The organism is Plantactinospora sp. KBS50, assembly GCF_002285795.1.
Classification (GTDB): Bacteria; Actinomycetota; Actinomycetes; order Mycobacteriales; family Micromonosporaceae; genus KBS50.
Window position 1 is genome coordinate 5,855,008 of record NZ_CP022961.1, and the last position, 17,957, is coordinate 5,872,964.

17 protein-coding genes are annotated in these 17,957 nt (G+C 74.0%); 11 read left to right on the plus strand and 6 right to left on the minus strand.

Features of this window, described 5'->3' with window-relative positions; all coding sequences use genetic code 11:
- Positions 1–29: 29 nt before the first annotated feature.
- From CIK06_RS25255 to CIK06_RS25270, 4 genes are all read left to right on the plus strand, one after another.
- Positions 30–1,667, plus strand: coding sequence for an ABC-F family ATP-binding cassette domain-containing protein (locus CIK06_RS25255; protein ID WP_095566895.1), 1,638 nt, complete (start codon positions 30–32; stop codon positions 1,665–1,667).
- Between the two features lie 55 nt (positions 1,668–1,722).
- Entirely contained in the window at positions 1,723–2,034 is a 312-nt protein-coding gene (locus CIK06_RS25260) for a hypothetical protein (RefSeq protein ID WP_095568124.1), read from the plus strand.
- Positions 2,035–2,155: 121 nt separating this feature from the next.
- Positions 2,156–2,878 (plus strand): methyltransferase domain-containing protein, encoded by a 723-nt coding sequence (locus CIK06_RS25265; protein WP_095566896.1) that lies wholly within the window; start codon positions 2,156–2,158, stop codon positions 2,876–2,878.
- 291 nt (positions 2,879–3,169) lie between these two features.
- Complete coding sequence (locus tag CIK06_RS25270) at positions 3,170–3,394, plus strand: hypothetical protein (protein ID WP_095566897.1); 225 nt, start codon at positions 3,170–3,172, stop codon at positions 3,392–3,394.
- 111 nt (positions 3,395–3,505) lie between these two features.
- Here CIK06_RS25270 and CIK06_RS25275 read toward each other — a convergent pair whose 3' ends face one another.
- The 3 genes from CIK06_RS25275 to CIK06_RS25285 all read right to left on the minus strand — a co-directional run bounded on the left by CIK06_RS25275 (position 3,506) and on the right by CIK06_RS25285 (position 5,636).
- The gene (locus tag CIK06_RS25275) at positions 3,506–4,615 is read right to left on the minus strand and encodes a hypothetical protein (protein ID WP_095566898.1); all 1,110 of its coding nucleotides are present in this window, start codon (positions 4,613–4,615) and stop codon (positions 3,506–3,508) included.
- A 154-nt stretch (positions 4,616–4,769) separates the two neighbouring features.
- Complete coding sequence (locus CIK06_RS25280; RefSeq protein ID WP_095566899.1) at positions 4,770–5,171, minus strand: hypothetical protein; 402 nt, start codon at positions 5,169–5,171, stop codon at positions 4,770–4,772.
- 24 nt (positions 5,172–5,195) lie between these two features.
- Positions 5,196–5,636: an ester cyclase gene (locus CIK06_RS25285; RefSeq protein WP_198348005.1), complete on the minus strand. Its 441-nt coding sequence runs from the start codon at positions 5,634–5,636 to the stop codon at positions 5,196–5,198.
- 212 nt (positions 5,637–5,848) lie between these two features.
- Between CIK06_RS25285 and CIK06_RS25290 the strand changes: the two genes are divergently transcribed.
- From CIK06_RS25290 to CIK06_RS25300, 3 genes are all read left to right on the plus strand, one after another.
- Complete coding sequence (locus tag CIK06_RS25290; RefSeq protein WP_095566901.1) at positions 5,849–6,670, plus strand: LLM class flavin-dependent oxidoreductase; 822 nt, start codon at positions 5,849–5,851, stop codon at positions 6,668–6,670.
- 147 nt (positions 6,671–6,817) lie between these two features.
- Entirely contained in the window at positions 6,818–8,353 is a 1,536-nt protein-coding gene (locus CIK06_RS25295) for an FAD-binding oxidoreductase (RefSeq protein WP_198348006.1), read from the plus strand.
- Between the two features lie 4 nt (positions 8,354–8,357).
- On the plus strand, positions 8,358–9,995 hold the full coding sequence (locus CIK06_RS25300) for an MDR family MFS transporter (RefSeq protein ID WP_095566903.1): 1,638 nt from the start codon (positions 8,358–8,360) through the stop codon (positions 9,993–9,995).
- Between the two features lie 67 nt (positions 9,996–10,062).
- On the opposite strand, the gene CIK06_RS25305 is transcribed toward CIK06_RS25300, so the two are convergent.
- Entirely contained in the window at positions 10,063–11,262 is a 1,200-nt protein-coding gene (locus CIK06_RS25305; RefSeq protein ID WP_157756935.1) for a cytochrome P450, read from the minus strand.
- Positions 11,263–11,591: 329 nt separating this feature from the next.
- Between CIK06_RS25305 and CIK06_RS25310 the strand changes: the two genes are divergently transcribed.
- From CIK06_RS25310 to CIK06_RS25325, 4 genes are all read left to right on the plus strand, one after another.
- On the plus strand, positions 11,592–12,623 hold the full coding sequence (locus tag CIK06_RS25310; protein WP_198348007.1) for a methyltransferase: 1,032 nt from the start codon (positions 11,592–11,594) through the stop codon (positions 12,621–12,623).
- A 16-nt stretch (positions 12,624–12,639) separates the two neighbouring features.
- Positions 12,640–13,479, plus strand: coding sequence for an aminotransferase class IV (locus CIK06_RS25315; RefSeq protein WP_198348008.1), 840 nt, complete (start codon positions 12,640–12,642; stop codon positions 13,477–13,479).
- Positions 13,480–13,569: 90 nt separating this feature from the next.
- A complete protein-coding gene (locus CIK06_RS25320; RefSeq protein ID WP_095566906.1) occupies positions 13,570–14,841 on the plus strand; it encodes a VCBS repeat-containing protein in 1,272 nt (423 codons plus the stop codon).
- Positions 14,838–16,064: an MFS transporter gene (locus CIK06_RS25325; protein ID WP_198348009.1), complete on the plus strand. Its 1,227-nt coding sequence runs from the start codon at positions 14,838–14,840 to the stop codon at positions 16,062–16,064. The genes CIK06_RS25320 and CIK06_RS25325 overlap by 4 nt, the downstream gene beginning before the upstream one ends.
- Positions 16,065–16,205: 141 nt before the next feature.
- On the opposite strand, the gene CIK06_RS25330 is transcribed toward CIK06_RS25325, so the two are convergent.
- Together CIK06_RS25330 and CIK06_RS25335 are read right to left on the minus strand one after the other, a co-directional pair.
- The gene (locus tag CIK06_RS25330; RefSeq protein ID WP_095566907.1) at positions 16,206–17,444 is read right to left on the minus strand and encodes an FAD-dependent monooxygenase; all 1,239 of its coding nucleotides are present in this window, start codon (positions 17,442–17,444) and stop codon (positions 16,206–16,208) included.
- Between the two features lie 37 nt (positions 17,445–17,481).
- Entirely contained in the window at positions 17,482–17,949 is a 468-nt protein-coding gene (locus CIK06_RS25335; protein ID WP_198348010.1) for a carboxymuconolactone decarboxylase family protein, read from the minus strand.
- Positions 17,950–17,957 lie beyond the last annotated feature (8 nt).

Sequence of the window (17,957 nt, forward strand, 5' to 3'; positions counted from 1 at the left end):
GTCCGCCCGGCGGATACGATCGGGATCTGATGAGCGCAACGTTGATCGCCAAGGACCTCGCCGCCGGCCACGGCGATCGGATGCTCTTCACCGGTCTCGATCTGGTGGTCGCCCCGGGCGACGTGATCGGGCTGGTCGGCGCGAACGGCGCCGGCAAGTCGACGCTGCTGCGGGTGCTGGCCGGCCTGCTGGCGCCGGAACAGGGCTCGGTGCAGCTCAACCCGCCGACGGCCACCGTGGGACACCTGCCGCAGGAGCGGGAGCGCCGCCCGGACGAGACGGTCCGGGCGTTCCTCGGCCGCCGCACCGGGGTCACCGCCGCCCAGGCCGCGCTGGACGCCGCGACCGAGGCCCTGACCGCGGGGGCGGCCGGCGCGGACGACGGGTACGCCACGGCGCTGGAGCGCTGGCTCGCGCTCGGCGCCGCCGACCTCGACGACCGGGCCGGGCAGGTGGCCGCCGACCTCGGCCTCGCGGTGGACCTGGACGCACCGATGGCGAGCCTTTCCGGCGGTCAGGCCGCCCGCGCCGGGCTGGCCTCGCTGCTGCTCAGCCGGTACGACGTGGTGCTGCTGGACGAGCCGACCAACGACCTGGACCTGGACGGCCTGCGCCGGCTGGAGGAGTTCGTCACCGGGCTGCGCGCCGGGACGGTGCTGGTCAGCCACGACCGGGAGTTTCTCACCCGGACGGTCACCGGGATCCTCGAACTCGACCTGGCGCAACAGCAGGTCGGCTTCTACGGCGGCGGCTACACCGCGTACCTGGAGGAGCGGGAGATCGCCCGCCGGCAGGCGCGGGCGGACTACGAGGAGTACGCGCAGACCCGCACCGGCCTGGAGACGCGGGCGCGGACCCAGCGCGCCTGGATGGAGAAGGGTGTCCGCAACGCCCGCCGCAAGGCCACCGACAACGACAAGAACCTCAAGCACTTCCGCGGCGAGACCAGCGAGAAGCAGGCCGCCAAGGCCCGGCAGACCGAACGGCTGATCGAGCGGCTGGAGGTGGTCGAGGAGCCGCGCAAGGAGTGGGAGCTGCGGATGGAGATCGCCGCGGCGCCCCGGGCCGGCGCGGTGGTCGCGGCGTTGCGCGACGCGGTGGTACGCCGGGGCGACTTCACGCTCGGCCCGGTCGACCTCCAGATCGACTGGGCGGACCGGGTGGCGATCACCGGCGCCAACGGATCGGGCAAGTCGACACTGCTGGGTGCGCTGCTGGGCCGGCTGCCGCTGGCGCGCGGGCACGCGTCGCTGGGTCCGGGCGTGGTGGTGGGCGAGGTGGACCAGGCCCGCCGGTTGTTCCTGGGCGACCAGCCGCTGCTGGACTCCTTCCGCGAGCACGTACCGAATCTGTCCCCGGCGGACGCGCGGACGCTGCTGGCGAAGTTCGGGCTGCGCGCCGACCATGTGCTGCGTCCCGCGGTCACGCTGTCGCCGGGCGAGCGGACCCGGGCGGCGCTGGCGCTGTTGCAGGGCCGCGGGGTGAACCTGCTGGTGCTGGACGAGCCGACCAACCATCTGGACCTGCCGGCGATCGAGCAGTTGGAGTCGGCGCTGGCCGGCTATCCGGGCACGCTGCTGCTGGTCACCCACGACCGGCGGATGCTGGCGACGGTGCACACCAACCGGCATCTGCGGGTCGAGGCGGGCCGGGTGACCGGCGGCTGAGCCGGCGCGGCACGTCGCCATGCGCCGCAGCGACCGGCCGGTGACAATGCTTTCCATGGCGACGTTCCAGTACGCGCTGCTCGTCCGGCGGCGGCTGGCGAGCACGACCGAGGCCGGGTGGGAGATCACCTTCCACTGGTACGGCCCCGACGGCTCGACGGCCGACGTCACCGAGTACGGCGACACGGCGGTGGCACACCTGAACCGGCTGGGTGCCCAGGGTTGGGAGTTGGTCACGATGACCGAGGACCATTCGATGGACGCCCCGAACGAACTGCACCGCTACCACCTCAAGCGGCTGGTGTCGGCACCGGCGCCCCGGCCGCGGCTGGGCCGCGCCGGCAGGATGAGCCGCACGGGTCGCTGAGCCGCACCGGCCGATGAGCGGCACCGGCCGATGAGCGGCACCGGCCGATGAGCCGTCCCGGCCGGGCCGTGGCGGGTGTGGCGGGCCGGGATCGGGGTAGCCGGGGGCCGGAGGTGGGGCCATGGTCGCGTTGACCAGAACCGCGCTGGCCGGCGAGCGGCTGCGGGCGATCGACACGTACCTGGATGCCGCGTGGGCGGATCTCGCGAAGTTCGACGAGCGTCTCCAGGGCGTACCCGTGCAGGTGCGGTTCGACCGGGGGGTGGCGCACCTGCAGGGGCGGGTGGCGGATCACCGCGAGCACCGGCTGGTCCGGCAGTTGGTGGGGCGGCTGGACGGGGTGCTGGCGGTCTGGTCCGGGGTCGCGGTGGGCGGACGCGAGCCGGTGGTGCTGGACCTGGGTTGCGGCGCCGCCAAGCAGTGGCCCGGCAACCTGGGCTTCGACCTGCGCGCGGCGCAGGGGGTCGATGCGGTCACGGACCTGTCCGGCTCGCTTCCGGTACGCGCCGACTCGGTCGACGTGATCTTCACGGTGCACATCCTGGAACACCTGATCGACTTCCTGCCGCTGGTGGACGAGTGCCACCGGGTGCTGCGGCCCGGCGGCACGCTGCACGTCATGAGCCCCTGGTGGGGGCACCCGAACGCGGTGGCCGACCCGACCCACGTGCGGCTGCTGGACGTGCAGACGATCAAGGGGATCTGCGCCCGGCCACCCGGCACACCCCGCTGGTACCCGCTGCACGCCGGCTGCGACGGCGCCTCGATCTTCGCCGACCTGACGCCGCTGGCCGACGGCGAGCCCGCCCCCGACCCCGGTCACCTGGCGCGATTCTTCGACTGACCGCCCGTACCGCAGCCGGCGTAGCCCGGACAACCGGCGCTACCTCGTCCGACGTACCCCGACACACGAGCGCGGGTGACGACAGGACCGGCCCGGCGGTTACAGGATGGGAGGCATGGTCAGTCCGACTTCAGCAACCCCCCGTGGCACCCTCCGTGGCCCGGTCGCCGCGATGGTGGCCGTCGCCATCAGCCTGGTCATCGCCTCGGCCCTGCACCTGTCGGGAAACGTGAGCGGCCGGGGTTCCCGTACAACGCCCAGCACGCCGGGGTCGCCGAGGCGCTCATCAGCGTGGTGCTGCTGGTCTGCGCGGCCGTGATGCTCCGCTGGCCGGCCCGGGCGCGGCTCGCCGGCCTGATCGGCACCGGCTTCGCGACGTTCGGGTTCCTGTGGGGGCTGAACATGACGATCCGCGGCGGCCACTGGCCGGACATCGTGTACCACCTGGTGTTCCTGCCCGTCCTGATCGGCACCCTCGTGGTGCTCATCCGCTCCCGGGGCGGCAACCCGCGATGACCGGAACGGTGGCCGGGGGCGGGGACCCGGTGACCGGGGCGGGGACCGGGCCGCGGTCGCCCGGCGGGTGAACCCGCCGGGCGACGCCAACCCGGGTCGACCGGCCGGGCCTCAGACCAGGGCCATCGTGTAGCCGCCGCCGGCGACGATCGTGATGACCTCGGTGAGACCGTTCACCCGCACCGGCCGGTGCCGGTTGCGGGTCGTCCCGTCGCCGAGTTGGCCCGCGTCGTTCAGTCCCCAGGCCCGCAGGCTGCCGTCGGCCAGCCTGGCCACGGTGTGCCCGCCGGGTCCGAACTCGTTCCGGCCGCCCCCGCCGGCGATCTGCACCACGGACTCCAGCCCGGACACCTGGGCCGGCAGGTTGCGGTTGTCGGTCGTGCCGTCACCGAGTTGGCCGCTGTCGTTGTTGCCCCAGGACCAGACCGTTCCGTCGTCCGCGAGCACCAGGCTGTGGAAGTAGCCGCCGATGAACGACCGGATCTCCACCTCGTCAAGGCCCCGCACCCGGACCGGGCTGAGCCGGGTCTCGTTGCTGCCGTCGCCGACCTGGCCCCGGTCGTTGCGCCCCCAGGCCCAGAGCGTCCCGTCCGTGGTCCGGGCCAGGGTGTGTCCGCCGCCGCCGGTGACCTCCACGACGTCGGTGAGGTCCACCCGCACCGGTTCGATCCGGGTCTCCGTGGTCCCGTCGCCCAGGCCACCGAACAGGTTGTGTCCCCAGGTCCACACGGTGCCGTCGGAGCGCAGCGCGACGCTGTGGCCACCGCCCCAGGCCACCGCCGCCACCTCGGTGAGGCCCTTGACCTTCACCGGCCGGCTGCGGTTGTCGGTGGTGCCGTCACCGAGGTCACCCCGGCCGTTGTGGCCCCACGCCCAGACCGTGCCGTCGGCGGCCAGCGCGAGGGTGTGGCCACCCCCGCCGGCCAGGCTGACCACGTCGGTCAGGCTGGCGATGTGGTACGGGGTGTCCCGGTTCTCGTTGGTGCCGTCGCCGACCTGCCCGTGGTCGTTGCGCCCCCAGGACCAGACCGTGCCGTCGGCGCGCAGCACCACCGCGTGCCCGCCGCCGCCGGTGATGCTGACCACCCCGTCCATCCCGGGCACCTCGCCCGGCAGCAGCCGGGACTCCGTGGTGCCGTCGCACTGCTGGCGGAACGCGTTGTCCCCCCAGATCCACACGCTGCCGGTCCGGATGCGCGCCTGCGAACTCACTGCCGTCATGCCGACTCCTGTCTGCGATCGAAGGTACGAAGCCGCCGGCTGGCGCGACGGCCCGGTCCCGGTTCCCGGTGGTTCACCGCGGCGGCCGGGCCGTGCCGCGCACCGCGCGGCGCGCGCCGCCCGGGGTGGGCGGCGCGGTGACCGGACGCACCGCTCATCTCGCGCCGCCCCGGGCCAGCGGTACGACGTCGAGCAGGCCGTCCACCGCCCGCTCGGTGCCGGTCCCGTCCGTCACCACACCCCCGGTGGCCACGACGAGCACCTCGAACGGGCAGCCGTAGCCCTCGGTCGCGCGCTGCCGGGCGGCCGCCACCGCCGCGGTCCGGTCGGCCGCGCCCACGCCGTACGCCCCGACCGCCAGGTCGAGGTAGCGCTCCAGCCCGGCCCGGGTGATCCGCTGCCGGGCCGCCGGCTCGGCGTCGGCGCAGAGCACCGCCAGTACGGCGTCGCCGGCGTGCCGGAGTTGGGCCAGCGCCTCGGCGGCGCCGGGCAGCCGGCGGGTGCTGGCCGGTTCGAGCAGCAGACCGTCCACATCGAACAGCAGCAGCTTGCGCATCGGATCTCCCCTCTGAGGCGCCCGTCAGGTCCACCGGCTCGACGCCGACGGGGTGAGGAAGCCGACCTCGGTCAGGATCCGGGGCAGGTCGTCGGCGAGCCAGGACTCGGCGACCAGCCCGTCGGCGAGCCGGTGCACGTCGGTGCCGCGGACGGTGAACGCCCGGTCGGTGGGCGGCACCCCGAGCAGCGCGCCCCGGTGCGTGCCGGACGCGACGTACCGGCAGGCCACCACGTCGCCCGCGGCGATCACCGCCTCGATCTCCACGTGGTAGTCGGGAAACGCGTCCCGCCACTGCCGGACCAGCATCTTGATCGCCTCCGGCCCGCGCGGCACGGACAGCCCGGCCTTGCGCAGCACGTAGTCCGCGGCGAACAGGTCCGGTACGGCGCCCAGGTCGCCGTCGTTGACCACGGTCCGCACGATTCGCCGGACCAGTTCCACGCCGGTCCGATTGCCGCCCACGGCGACACCAGTCGCGTCCAGGGACACCGGGCACCTCCGGTTGTCTTCTCCGCCTTGTCGCAGCCAAGGTTCGCGCCCGGCACATCCTGGCGTCGTGAGTCAGCCGTCCCACCGGGGACGGGAAAAGGCGTCCGGCGTTTCCCAGCCCGCTACGGCGGAGGCGAGGCGGAGGCAATGATCGATGAACATGCCGAGACCGAGGGAGACCAACCATGACCGATCGTCCGTTCCGCTTCGGCATCGTCGCCGGACACGCCCCGACCGTGGACAGCCTCACGGGCATCGCCCGGCGGGCGCAGGAGCTCGGCTACCAGACGATGGTCAGCCCCGACCCGCTGACCGAACACGACCCGATGACGGCGCTGTCCGCGGTGGCCGCCGTGACGACCCGGCTGCACTTCGGCACGTTCGTGCTGGCCGAGTCGTTCCGGGACGCCCGGATGCTGAGCTGGCAGGCGCAGACCCTGCACGCCCTCTCCGGCGGACGGTTCGAACTGGGCCTCGGCCTGGGTCGCCCGGACAACGAGCGGCGGGCGGCCCGGCTCGGGCGGGAGTTCGGCAGCCCGGGGCGGCGGATCGCCCGGCTGACCGAGACCATCGCCGAGGTGAAGCAGCAACCGGACCGGCCGCCGCTGCTGCTGGCCTGCGGAACCGGCCCCCGGATGCTCACGCTGGCCGCCCGGGAGGCCGACATCGTGACGCTGACCTGGCGTCCGCAGACCACCGAGCCGGAGGCCGCGGAGGTGGTGGGCCGGCTGCACGCGGCCGCCGGGGACCGGCTGGACGACATCGAGCTGAACCTCAACCTGATCTCGGTCGGCGACGAGCCCGCGCCCTGGACGCAGAAGTTCATCGGGATGAGCACCGAGGAACTGGCGCGGGCCGGCGCCGTCACGGTGCTGCCCGGCAAGCCGGCCGACTGGGCGGAGAAGCTGCTGCGCTGGCGGGACCGGTGGGGGGTGTCCTATGTGACCGTCAACGCGGGTTTCATGGAACAGTTCGCCCCGATCATCGAGCTGCTGGGCGTGCGCTGAGCCACCGGCACCAGCCCGGTCCCGGCCGGCCGGGACCGCCGTCCCGACCGGCCGGGGAAATCGAACCGTAGATCGAGGCAGCTCTCGCCGAACCGGGCCGCGATGACGACGCTGAGATGGTCATCCCCGGTTCTAGGGAGCGCACCCATGATCAGTCGAAGGTCCTTCGTACGGGCGGGTCTCGCCACCGCCGGCCTGGTGGCGGCCGGCACGTCCCTGACCTCCGGTCCGGCCGCCTCGGCCCGCCCCGGCGTCCGCCGGCCCACCGCCGGATGGGACCGGTTGGACCGGTGCCTCACCGGCGACCTCGTCCGGCCCGGCGATCCCGACTACCCGCAGGCCAAGCAGCTCGACAACGGCTACTTCGACAGCGTCTCGCCGCAGGCCGTGGCGTACTGCGAAAACGAGCGCGACGTGGCCGCCTGCCTGGCCTTCGCCCAGCACCACGACGTGCCGCTGGCCATCCGCAGCGGCGGCCACTCGGCCGCCGGCTACTCGACCGGCACCGGACTGGTGCTGGACGTCTCCCGGCTGCGCCGCATCGACGTGGGCGCGGGCACCGTCACGATCGGACCGGGTACGCAGGGCGTGGACCTGCTGGACACGCTGGCCCCGCTCGGCCGGGCCGCGGTGACCGGCACCTGCCCCACCGTCTGCGCCGGCGGCTACCTCTCCGGCGGCGGCATCGGGCCGCTGGCCCGCCGCTTCGGGGTGGCCAGCGACGGGCTGGTGGCGGCCCGGGTGGTGCTGGCCGACGGCAGCGTCCGGTCGGTCTCCGCGCGCCGCGACCCCGACCTGTTCTGGGCGTTGCGCGGTGGCGGCGGCGGCAACTTCGGGGTGGTCACCGAATACCGGATGCGGACCACCGAGACGGCCCGGATGACCAGCTTCAGCCTGCTCTGGTCCTGGGCCGACGCGGCCGAGGTGCTCGCCGCGTACCTGCGCTGGCTGCCGCGCACCCCGCAGGACGTGACGGCGAACCTCACGGTCGCCAGCCAGGGGCCGGGGACGACGCCGAGCGTCTCGGTGACCGGCGGCTGGCTCGGGCCGGACCCGACCGGCATCGAGCCGCACCTGGCCGGACTGGTCGCGGCCGTGGGGGCGGCGCCCACCGTGCGGCTGGTCCAGGACCTCACCTACCAGCAGGCGCTGATGCGCCAGTACGGGTGCAGCGACAAGACCGTGGACCAGTGCCACCGGGTCGGGTACAACCCGGAGGCCGCGCTCGCCCGGCACGGCTACGTGGTGGCCCGCGGCCGGCTGCTGGACCGTACGCCGGACACCTCGGCCATCGCCGCGGCGCTGGCCCTGTTCGACCGCGACCCGCTGCCCGGGCAGTTCCGGATCCTCAGCCTCGGCGGGCTCGGCGGCCGGATCAACCGGCCCGGCCGGCGGGACACCGCCTACGTGCACCGCTCCAGCGACCACTACCTCACCTTCACCTCGGGGGTGCCCGGCTTCACCCCGACCCCGCAGCAGCGGGCCGCGGTCGGCTCGTGGACCGGCGACGGGTTCGCCATCGCCCGCCGGCACGGCACCGAGGGCCAGGTGAACTTCATCGACCCGATGCTGCCGGACTGGCGCCGCGCCTACTACGCGGAGAACTACGACCGGCTGGTCGGCATCAAGCGCCGCTACGACCCGCACCGGTTCTTCCGGTTCGCCCAGGCCATCGGGTCCTGATCGGATGGCCGCCACAACGGACGGGACGACCGCGACGGTGGCGCCCGAGCGGCGCCGGATCACGGTCGTCTTCACGGCGCTGGCCATGGCGATGTTCCTCGCCTCGCTCGACCAGACGATCGTGGCCACGGCGCTGCCGGAGATCGCCGGAGATGTGGGCGGCCTCGACCAGCTCTCCTGGATCATCATCGTCTACCACCTGGCGTCCGCGGCCAGCACACCGTTGTGGGGGCGGATCAGCGACCTGTACGGCCGCAAGCGGCTGCTGGTGGCCGCCGTGACGGTCTTTCTGGCCGGCTCGGCGCTGTGCGGCCTGGCGCAGAACCTGATCGAGCTGGTGGCGTTCCGCGCCGTGCAGGGGCTGGGCGCGGGCGGGATGATGACGCTGTCCATGGCGGTCATCGCCGACCTGGTGGCGGCCCGCGAACGCGGCCGCTACCAGGGCTACCTGCAACTGGTGTTCGCGCTGGCCGGCGTGGTCGGCCCGGTGCTGGGCGGGCTGATCGTCGACGGCGCGTCCTGGCGCTGGGTGTTCTACGTCAACCTGCCGGTCGGCGCGCTGGCGCTCGGGGTCATCGTGGCCCGCCTCCGGCTCCCGGCGGCCCGCGCGCGGCGCTCGGTGGACTATCCGGGCGCGGCGCTGCTCGTGGGCAGCGTGCTCTGCCTGCTGCTGGTGGTGGAGTGGGCCGGCCGGCAGTACGCCTGGGGTTCGGCGCCGGTGCTGCTGCCGGCCGTCGCCGGTCTGCTGATGCTGCTCGCGTTCGTGCTCTGGGAACGCCGGGCGGCCGAGCCGATCCTGCCGCCGCGGTTGTTCCGCAGCCGGGTCTTCCTGGTGGTCACCGCGACGCTGTTCCTGGTGACCGGCGTGATGTTCGCGGTGGTCATCTTCGTGCCGCTGTTCCTCCAGGTGGCGGCCGGCGCCAGCGCCACCCGGTCCGGCCTGCTGCTGTTGCCGATGACCGTCGGGATCACGGTGTCCACCATGACCTCCGGGCGGCTGATCGCCCGCACCGGCCGGTACCGGCACTTCCCGATCATCGGCCTGGCGATCGTCACGGTGAGCGTGTTCCTGCTGGCCCGGGTGACGCCCGCGACGTCGCTGCCGGTCGTGATGGCCGTGATGGCGCTGTTCGGCACCGGGTTCGGGCTGATCACCCAGGTCCTGGTGCTGGCACTGCAGAACGGCGCCGACCGCCGGGACATCGGGGTGGCCACGGCGTCGGCGAACTTCTTCCGGTCGCTCGGCGGCTCGGTCGGGGCCGCGGTGTTCGGCGCGCTGTTCGCCGCGGTGCTGAGCGGCCGGCTGGCCCGGACCCTGCCGGCCGGCGCGGGAGTCGACGCCCGCCAGGTCCAGGCCGGTCCGGAGCGGTTGCGCGAGCTTCCCGAGGCGGTGCAGGCGGCGGTGGCGGCCGGGGTGGCGCACGCCGTGGATGCCGTCTTCCTGCTGGCCACCCCGGTCGCGGCGGTCGCCCTGCTGGTGGTGCTCTTCCTGCGCGAGCGGCCACTGCGCGGCCCCGGAGCCCCGCCGGATCAGGCGCGCGGCCCCGGAGCCCCGCCGGATCAGCCGCGCGGCCCCGCAACCCAGCCGGATCAGCCGCGCGGCCCCGCAACCCCGCCGCATCGGCCGCGCGGCCCGCGGTGACCGGGCCGCACGGCGGCGCGGCCGGACCCGCCGAGCGGATCCGGCCGCGCCGTGGCGGTCCGCGCCGCTACCACCGCACGGGCAGCTCGTACAGGCCGTAGACGAACATGTCGTCGCGGTAGCGCAGCTCGTCGACGGGGCGCACCGGGCGCAGGTCCGGCCACTGCCCGAACAGCTCCCGCAGCACCACCTTGAGTTCCACCCGGGCCAGGCTCATCCCGACGCACTGGTGCACCCCGTACCCGAAGGTCAGGTGCGGCACCCGGGGCTGTTCGGTGTCCATCCGGTGCGGGCACTGGTAGATCGACTCGTCGCGGTTGCCGGAGGCCAGCAGGCAGGTCACCCACTCCCCCGCGGCGATCCGCACGCCGCCCACCTCGACGTCCTCGGTGGCCCGGCGGACCACGCCGTACTGGATGATCGAGTGCATCCGGAGCAGCTCCTCGACCAGCCGTTCGGCGCCGGCCGTGGTGCGCAGCCGGCCGATCAGCGCATCGTCGCCCATCAGGTGCGCCACCCCGATACCGATGGTGCTGGCCGTCGTCTCGTGCCCGGCCAGCAACAGCAGCATGCCCATGCCCACCATGTACTCCGGGTCGACCGGCTCGCCGTCCACGGTGGACTGCCCCATCCGGCTGAGCAGGTCGTCGCCCGGCCGGCGCAGCTTCTCGGCCACGATGTGCCGCAGGTACTCGGTGAGCGCGATGGTCGCCTCGTCCACCTCGTCCGGCGTGCTCGCCACCGAGCTGCGGATGTGCGTCTGCCGCTGGAAGAACTCGTGGTCGTCCACCGGGACACCGAGCAGTTCGCAGATGATCCGGGACGGCACCGGGAAGGCCAGCGCGCTCAACAGGTCCACCGGTGGTCCCTGCTCGCGCATCCGCGCCAGGTACTCCCGGGTGATCTGCTCGATCCGCGGTTCCAGGGCGCGGGCCTTGCCCGGCGTCAGGTCGCGCAGGATCAGCCGTCGCCACTTGGTGTGCTCCGGCGGGTCCATCGCGACCAGGGACCGGGGCATCATCACCGGCTTGCGGCCGATGGCCAGCGACGGCGGCCGGTTGCCGGCCCGGTCGATGCTGAACCGGTTGTCCGCCAGCAGCGTCCGGATGTGCTCGTACCGGGTCACCAGCCAGCCCTCGACCCCGTTGGGCCAGATGAACCGGCTGATCGGCGCCTCCGCCCGCAACACGGCGTACTCGTCTGGCAGGTCGAACGGGTGCGGACGCTGTCGGGGCAGCGTCGGAAGCGACGCGCTTGGTGCTGCCACGGGTGACCTCACTTCCCGGCTTGGTGAAACGGGTTGGTGAAAGGGCTCGGTGACGCGGTTTCGCCGGCCGGTCGCCGGACCGGCCCCGCACCGACCACGGTGGCAGAGACCCGTCCCGGCGTCGTCTGTGTCGCATCCACGCCGCCGGGGACAATCGGGCCGCCTCACCGGGACCGGGTCGGCGACCGCGGGGGCCGGATCCGTCCCGGCCGGCGGGCGCCAGATTCCCGGCCGGGAAGGACTCCCGGCCGACGACCTGGGACGTCCCGGGCCAGATGCTGAAGTGGCAGCACCGACCGATTGCCGGGTGAGAGAAAGAAGGGCAGAACGTGGGCGAGAACCACGCGCCGGGGGCCGAGGATGCCTTCGCGCTCTCCCAACTGATGTTCCCGACCACCGCCATGTGCATCTCGGTTGCCGCCCGGCACGGGCTGGCCGACGTACTGGCCGACCGGGCGCTGCCGGTGGACGAACTCGCCTCGCTGACCGGCACCGACCCGACACAGCTCGGCAAGGTGCTCCGGCTGCTGGCCGAGGACGGCGTATTCCGGGAGGTCCGCGCCGACGTCTTCGAGAACTCGCCGCTGTCACACCTGCTGCGCTCGGGGTACCCGCGATCGCAGCACTTCATGGCCCGCCTGGTCGGCTCGGGCTGGCTCTGGGACGCCTGGGGCCGGCTGGCCGAGGGTCTGGCCACCGGGCGGCCCGGCTTCGAGATCGCCTACGACACCTCGCTGTGGCGCTATCTCAGCCGGCACCCGGAGGAGGGGCAGGTCTTCAACGGCGCGATGAACGACTTCTCCGAGGCGCTCAGCGACCTGGTCGCCGCCGCCTACCCGGAGTTCGGCGAGAGCGAGATCATCGCCGACCTGGGCGGCGGCACCGGCACGTACCTGGGTGCCGTGCTGACCCTGTACCCGGGGATCCGCCGGGGCATCCTGGTCGACCTGGAGCCGGTCATCGAGCAGGCCCGCGCCCGCGCGGACCTGCGACCGCTGCTCGACCAGCAGCGGTTGCAGCTGACCAGCGGCGACTTCTTCGAAAACGTACCGGCCGACGTGGACACGTACGTGGTCAAGCAGGTCATGCACAGCTGGGACGACCTGCACGTGGCCCGGCTGCTGCGCCGGTGCCGCATCGTCTCCCCGCGGGCCCGGTTCGTGGCCGCCGAGTTCGTCCGGGACGCCAAGTCCGCCCGGTTCGTCAAGAACTTCGACCTGGTGATGAGCGTGACCATGAACGGCAACATCCGGTCCGAGGCGCAGTACGCCGCGCTGTTCCGCTCGGCCGGCTACGAGCTGACCCGGGTGGTGCCCACGGACACCGCCTTCAGCCTGCTCGAAGCGCGCCCGCTGGCCTGACGTGGACGCATCCGGCGTGGTTCTCGTCTGGCGGGCCGCCAGCGGGTGGTGGCGGGCCGGACCGGCGCCGGTCCGGCTGCTGGTGGCCGACTCCTGGCTGCTGCAACAGGGCCGGGTCCGCGGCCTGGACCTGCACCGGCAGCGGTTCCGCGCCGCCTGCGAACGGGCGGCCGGCGTACCGCCCGAGGCGGTGGACCGGTTCTGGGCCTGCCTGGTCGACCGGCTTCCGCGTACCGGCGACTGGTTTCCGCGGGCCGAGCTGGTGGCCGCCGCGGCCCGGCGGGGCAACGGCCGGCGGTTGCAGCTACGGCTGCGGATACGACCCGCCCCGGTCCGCGGGGACGCCGTGCGGGTCTGGACGCCCGCGCCGCAGGACCCGCGGCTCAGCCCCCGGATCAAGGGCCCCGACCTGGACCTGCTGGCCGACCTGCGGGCCCGCGCGGTCGCCGCCGGCGCCGACGAGGTGCTGCTGCGCACCCGCTTCGGGTACGCCCTGGAGGGCGCCACCGCCAGCATGCTGTGGTGGGAGGGCGGCACCCTCTGCCTGCCCGACCCCGCCCTGCGGCTGCTGCCCGGGGTGACGGCCGCCCTGCTCGGCCAGGCCGCCGCGGACCGGGACATCCCGGTCCGCCGGGTCCGCCGGCGGCTCGCCGCGCTGGCCGGCCGCGAGGTGTGGTTCGTCAACGCCCTGCACGGAATCCGGCCGGTGGTCGCCTGGGTCGGCAGCGACCTCCGGCCCGGTCCCGCGGTCCACGCCGCGCAGTGGCGGGACTGGTGGGACGACCGCGCCGAACCGCTGCCCGGTTCGCCGGCCACCGCGCTCCCGCCGGCAGGGGTGGACGTCCCGGCCCGGTGAGACTCCGGACTCCTGCCAGTGGGATATCGAGCCGACAAGATCTCGTCAGCGGCTGTTCGGCCGCATCGGGACGATCGTGGAGGGCAACCGATGACACGACGAAAGACCTGGCGCCTGGCGCTGCCGCTGTGTCTGACCCTGGTGGCGACCACCGCCGGTGGCGCGCAGGCGGTGGCGAAGGCACCCGACGCGGCCGCCTCGGCGCCGGCCGGTCACCGCGGACACGGCGGCGGGCACGGCGGCGGCAACGCGATCCCGCCGGCCACCTTCGCCGCCGCGGCGGAGTACGAGACCGGCACCCGGCCGTGGGCCACCACGTACGGGGACTTCGACGGCGACGGCAGGGTGGACGCCGTCACCGGCAACGGCGGCGGGTCCATCTCCGTCTTCCGCAACCTCGGTGGCGGCACCTTCGGCGAGCGGGCCGACTACGCCGCGCCGGCGCTGCCGTACTTCCTGCTGTTCGACCTGGTCGCCGTCGACTTCAACAACGACGGACACCTGGACATCGCGGTCTCCGGCGGCAACCCGGTCGGCAACGTGGTGCTGTACGCCAACAACGGCGACGGCACGTTCGCCGAGCCGACCTCGGTGCCGATGGGCTTCGGGCCGAACCAGATCGCCGTCGGCGACCTGAACCGCGACGGCAAGCAGGACCTGCTGACCGCCAACAACTTCTCCGCCGACGTGTCCGTGCGGCTGGGCCGCGGCAACGGCACCTTCGGCCCGGAACGGCGCTACCAGATCGGTCCCGGGCCGCAGGGCCTCGCCGTGGCGGACGTCAACCGGGACCACATCCCGGACATCCTGACCGGCAACTTCGGCCGGCTCGAAGACTCGCTGTCGGTGCTGCTCGGCCGGGGCGACGGCACGTTCCGGCCGGCCCGCAACTACGCGGCCGGGCTGTCGGTGAACGACGTGGCGGTCGCCGACTTCAACCGTGACGGCCTGCCGGACGTGGCGCTGCCGGAGTTCGTCAGCAACCAGGTCGAGGTGCTGCTCGGCCGGCCGGGCGGCCGGTTCGGACAGCCCACGGCGTACCCGATCGGCACCGGCGTCAACGAGATGTCGCTCGGCGACTTCAACGCCGACGGGAAGATCGACATCGCCACCACGGTCTCCCCGGACAACAACCGGGACCCCAGCGCCCCGCCGCCGCCGGCCGGCACGAAGGGCGCCGGTGTGTCGATCCTGCTGGGCAACGGTGACGGTACGTTCGGCGGGATGAACGTCCTCGCCGTCACCGGTGCGGTCGCCTCGGTACGGGCCGTGGACGTCACAAACGACGGGCTGCCCGACCTGGTGGGTGCCAACCTGAACACCCAGTCCCTGGCCGTCTGGCTGAACACCACCCCGCGTTGACCAGCAGCCACTCCGACACGACGAGCAGCCCGGCGATCGCGGCACCGTTCGGTAGGACGGCGACCGTGCTGACCCTCGCCGGGCTGCTCGTCGTCGGGCAGATGTACCTGGTGCTGCCGCTGCTGCCGGACATGGCCCGCGACCTCGGGATCCCGGTCGCCACCGCGACCTGGACGACCACCGCCTTCGGGCTCGCGTACGCCGGTGGCTTCCTGGTCACCGGCCCGCTGTCGGACCTGTACGGCAGGCGACGGATCATCGTGGTCGGGCTGGGCGTGCTCACCGCCGCCACCGCCGCCGGGGCGCTCGCGTCCGGCCTGCCGTTCCTGCTGGCCTGCCGGATCGTGCAGGGCCTCGGCGCGGCCGGACTCTCCCCGGTGGCGCTGGCCTACCTCGGCGAGCGGATCGCGCCCCGGCGCCGCTCGATCGCGGTGACCATGCTGGTGACCGCCATGATCGCGGCGACCGTGACCGGTCAGGTCACCGGCCAGATCCTGCTGCCGCTCGCCGGCTGGCGCGGCACGTTCCTGGTCAACGCCGGGATGATCGCGGCGCTGGCGGTGGCGATCCGGCTGGTGCTCTCCGGCGGCCGGCCGCAGGGCGCACCGGTCGGTCCGCGCGCCTTCCTCGCCGCGGCCGGCCGGCTGCTCACCCGGCCGCTCCTGCTGCTGATCTACCTGGCCGCGCTCACCGTGCTGGGCAGCTTCGTGGCGGTCTACACCGCGCTGCAACTCCTCGGCCCGCCCCAGCTGACCGACGCCCCGGGGGCGATGCTGGCGCTGCGGGCCAGCTCGCTGCCGGTGCTGGTGGCCGTGCCACTGCTGGCCCCGGTGTTGAACCGGGTCCGCCCCACCCTGCGGGCCGCGCTCGCCCTGGTCGTGGGCGCCGCCGCCGTCGGCGTACTGGCGGTCCAGGGCGCCGCCGCACCGCTGGTCACCGGTGGGCTGATGTTCGTCTTCGTCGGCGCCATCGGCGCCGTGTCGCCGGGGCTCACCGAGCAGGTCGCCGCGCTGTCGGGCCCCGCCCGCGGCGCCGGGGTGGCGCTCTACACCTTCTCGCTGATCACCGGGGCGAGCCTCGGCCCGCAGTTGGTCACCGCCCTGGCCGGAGGCGGACTGACCGCGCCGCTGGCGGCGACCGGCGTGGTGCAGCTCGCCGGCGCCGGAATCCTGCTGCTGGCCGACCGGTACCGCTCCAGGCAAGAGGCTGCCGAGCTGGGCTGACCGACCACCGTGTCGACATGCGGCCCGGCACAGATGCCCTCGTCGAGGGCGGTACGCGACGCTATGGGCGGTTCGCCACCCGCCTCGCGCCGACCTCCGGGTCTGGGCCGACGCCCCCGGCCGGGCCGCGGGCCGCCGGCGTCAGTACCGACCCGTCCGGTTCGACGGGGGCGCGGTGCGCGGGCCGTACGGGGCCCGTTCCAGCCAGGTGCCGAAGCGCGGCACCCAGGGCGCGAGCACCGCGGCGGCCCGCTGGCGCAGCACCAGCCCCGCGGAGGTCGGGCGCATGTGCGCCAACGCCTGGCCGGCCGCCGCGCTGTTGAAGTGGGCCGCCATCCGGCGTACCCGGTCGAAGTCCTCCACCGCCGACCGGGCCGAAGCCGGGTCCGCGGCCTCCAGCGCCGCCCGCACGGCCACCGCCGCGGCCGCACCGTCGGCGAACCCGCTGTTCATCCCGCGCGCGCCGAACGGCGGGAACAGGTGCGCGGCCTCGCCCACCAGCAGCACCCGGCGCCGGGCGTCCACAAGCGACTCCGCGACCACCTGGAGGTAGCGGTACCGGGATACCCACAGCACCGCCTCGGCGTGCCGCGGATGCACCACCCGGGGCAGCCAGCGGGGTACGGCCGACGGCTCGGCGAACTCGGCCGGGTCGTCGTCGGGAGCGCACTGCAGGTCGACCTGGAACCCGCCGGCGAACGGCACCCGCATCACGTTGCGCCCGCCGAGCGCGGGATGCCGGTAGTGGAAGACCCGCTCCGCGGGCTCGGCCCCCGGACCGGGGTCGGCGATGTCGACGACCACGTGGAAGCCCTCGGCCCGCCGGCCCTGCCAGTCGATGCCCACCGTTTGCCGGACGGCCGACCGGGCGCCGTCGGCGGCCACCACGTACGCCGCCCGCCAGCGCCGGCCGTCGGCGGCGTCCAGGCGCACCCCGTGCGGGTCCGGGGTCACCCCGACGACCCGGGCTCCCCAGTGGATCCGCACGCCGGCCGCCGCGCACGCCGCGAGCAGGTGCCGCTCGGTCTCCACCTGCCGCAGGCTGGTGAACCGGGGCAGCTCACCGGGCCGGGGCGGCGGGTACGTGCGGGCGTACACCTGCCGGCCGCGGTAGAACGTGCGTTTGGTGTGCCAGAGCAACCCGTTCTCGATCAGCCGCGCGGCGAGGCCGGGACTCGCCGCGTCGAGCGTCCGCAGCGAGTCGTGGTGCACGAACAGCGCGCGGCTGCCGGGGCGTACCCGGTCCGCCGGGTCGGCCTCCAGCAGGGTGACCGGCAGGCCCTGGGCCCGCAGGGCGAGCGCGGCGGCGAGCCCGACCGGTCCGGCACCCACGACGAGCACCGGAACGGCCGGTTCGGTACGGCCGGCGGCTGGCGACATGACGCGATCCCTTCCGGACCTCCGGCCGCGGCCGGGGTCAGTTGTTCGGCGACGGCGGGGTGTAGCCGCCGACCGGCAGCCGCTGGGTGACGCCGAGCCGGTTCCAGGCGTTGATGTCCACGATCGCCATGATCAGCTTTCCGAGGGTCTCCTCGTCGAACTGCTTGGCCGCGGCCTCGAACACCTCGTCGTCGACCCCGCCGTCGGCGATCAGGGTGATCTCCTCGGTCAGCGCCAGCGCCGCGCGCTCCGGCTCGGTGAAGAACGGCGTGTCCCGCCAGGCGCTCAACGCGTACAGGCGCTGCTCGGTCTCGCCGGCCGCGCGGGCGTCCTTGGTGTGGATGTCGATGCAGAACGCGCAGCCGTTCAGCTGCGAGGCGCGGATGTTGACCAGCTGGACGAGCTGGCGGTCCAGTCCGGAGCCCGCGATCGTCGAGGTGAGCCGGGCCAGCGCCTTCTTGCCCTCCGGCCAGGCGGTGCCGAGGTTGATCCGGGCAGCGGACATGAGGCGTT

Excerpts from the sequence above, each read along its gene's own strand:
- CIK06_RS25255 (WP_095566895.1), top strand. The coding sequence starts at position 30 with ATGAGCGCAACGTTGATCGCCAAGGACCTCGCCGCCGGCCACGGCGAT.
- CIK06_RS25260 (WP_095568124.1), top strand. The coding sequence starts at position 1,723 with ATGGCGACGTTCCAGTACGCGCTGCTCGTCCGGCGGCGGCTGGCGAGC.
- CIK06_RS25265 (WP_095566896.1), top strand. The coding sequence starts at position 2,156 with ATGGTCGCGTTGACCAGAACCGCGCTGGCCGGCGAGCGGCTGCGGGCG.
- CIK06_RS25275 (WP_095566898.1), bottom strand. The coding sequence starts at position 4,615 with ATGACGGCAGTGAGTTCGCAGGCGCGCATCCGGACCGGCAGCGTGTGG.
- CIK06_RS25280 (WP_095566899.1), bottom strand. The coding sequence starts at position 5,171 with ATGCGCAAGCTGCTGCTGTTCGATGTGGACGGTCTGCTGCTCGAACCG.
- CIK06_RS25290 (WP_095566901.1), top strand. The coding sequence starts at position 5,849 with ATGACCGATCGTCCGTTCCGCTTCGGCATCGTCGCCGGACACGCCCCG.
- CIK06_RS25295 (WP_198348006.1), top strand. The coding sequence starts at position 6,818 with ATGATCAGTCGAAGGTCCTTCGTACGGGCGGGTCTCGCCACCGCCGGC.
- CIK06_RS25300 (WP_095566903.1), top strand. The coding sequence starts at position 8,358 with ATGGCCGCCACAACGGACGGGACGACCGCGACGGTGGCGCCCGAGCGG.
- CIK06_RS25320 (WP_095566906.1), top strand. The coding sequence starts at position 13,570 with ATGACACGACGAAAGACCTGGCGCCTGGCGCTGCCGCTGTGTCTGACC.
- CIK06_RS25330 (WP_095566907.1), bottom strand. The coding sequence starts at position 17,444 with ATGTCGCCAGCCGCCGGCCGTACCGAACCGGCCGTTCCGGTGCTCGTC.
- CIK06_RS25335 (WP_198348010.1), bottom strand. The coding sequence starts at position 17,949 with ATGTCCGCTGCCCGGATCAACCTCGGCACCGCCTGGCCGGAGGGCAAG.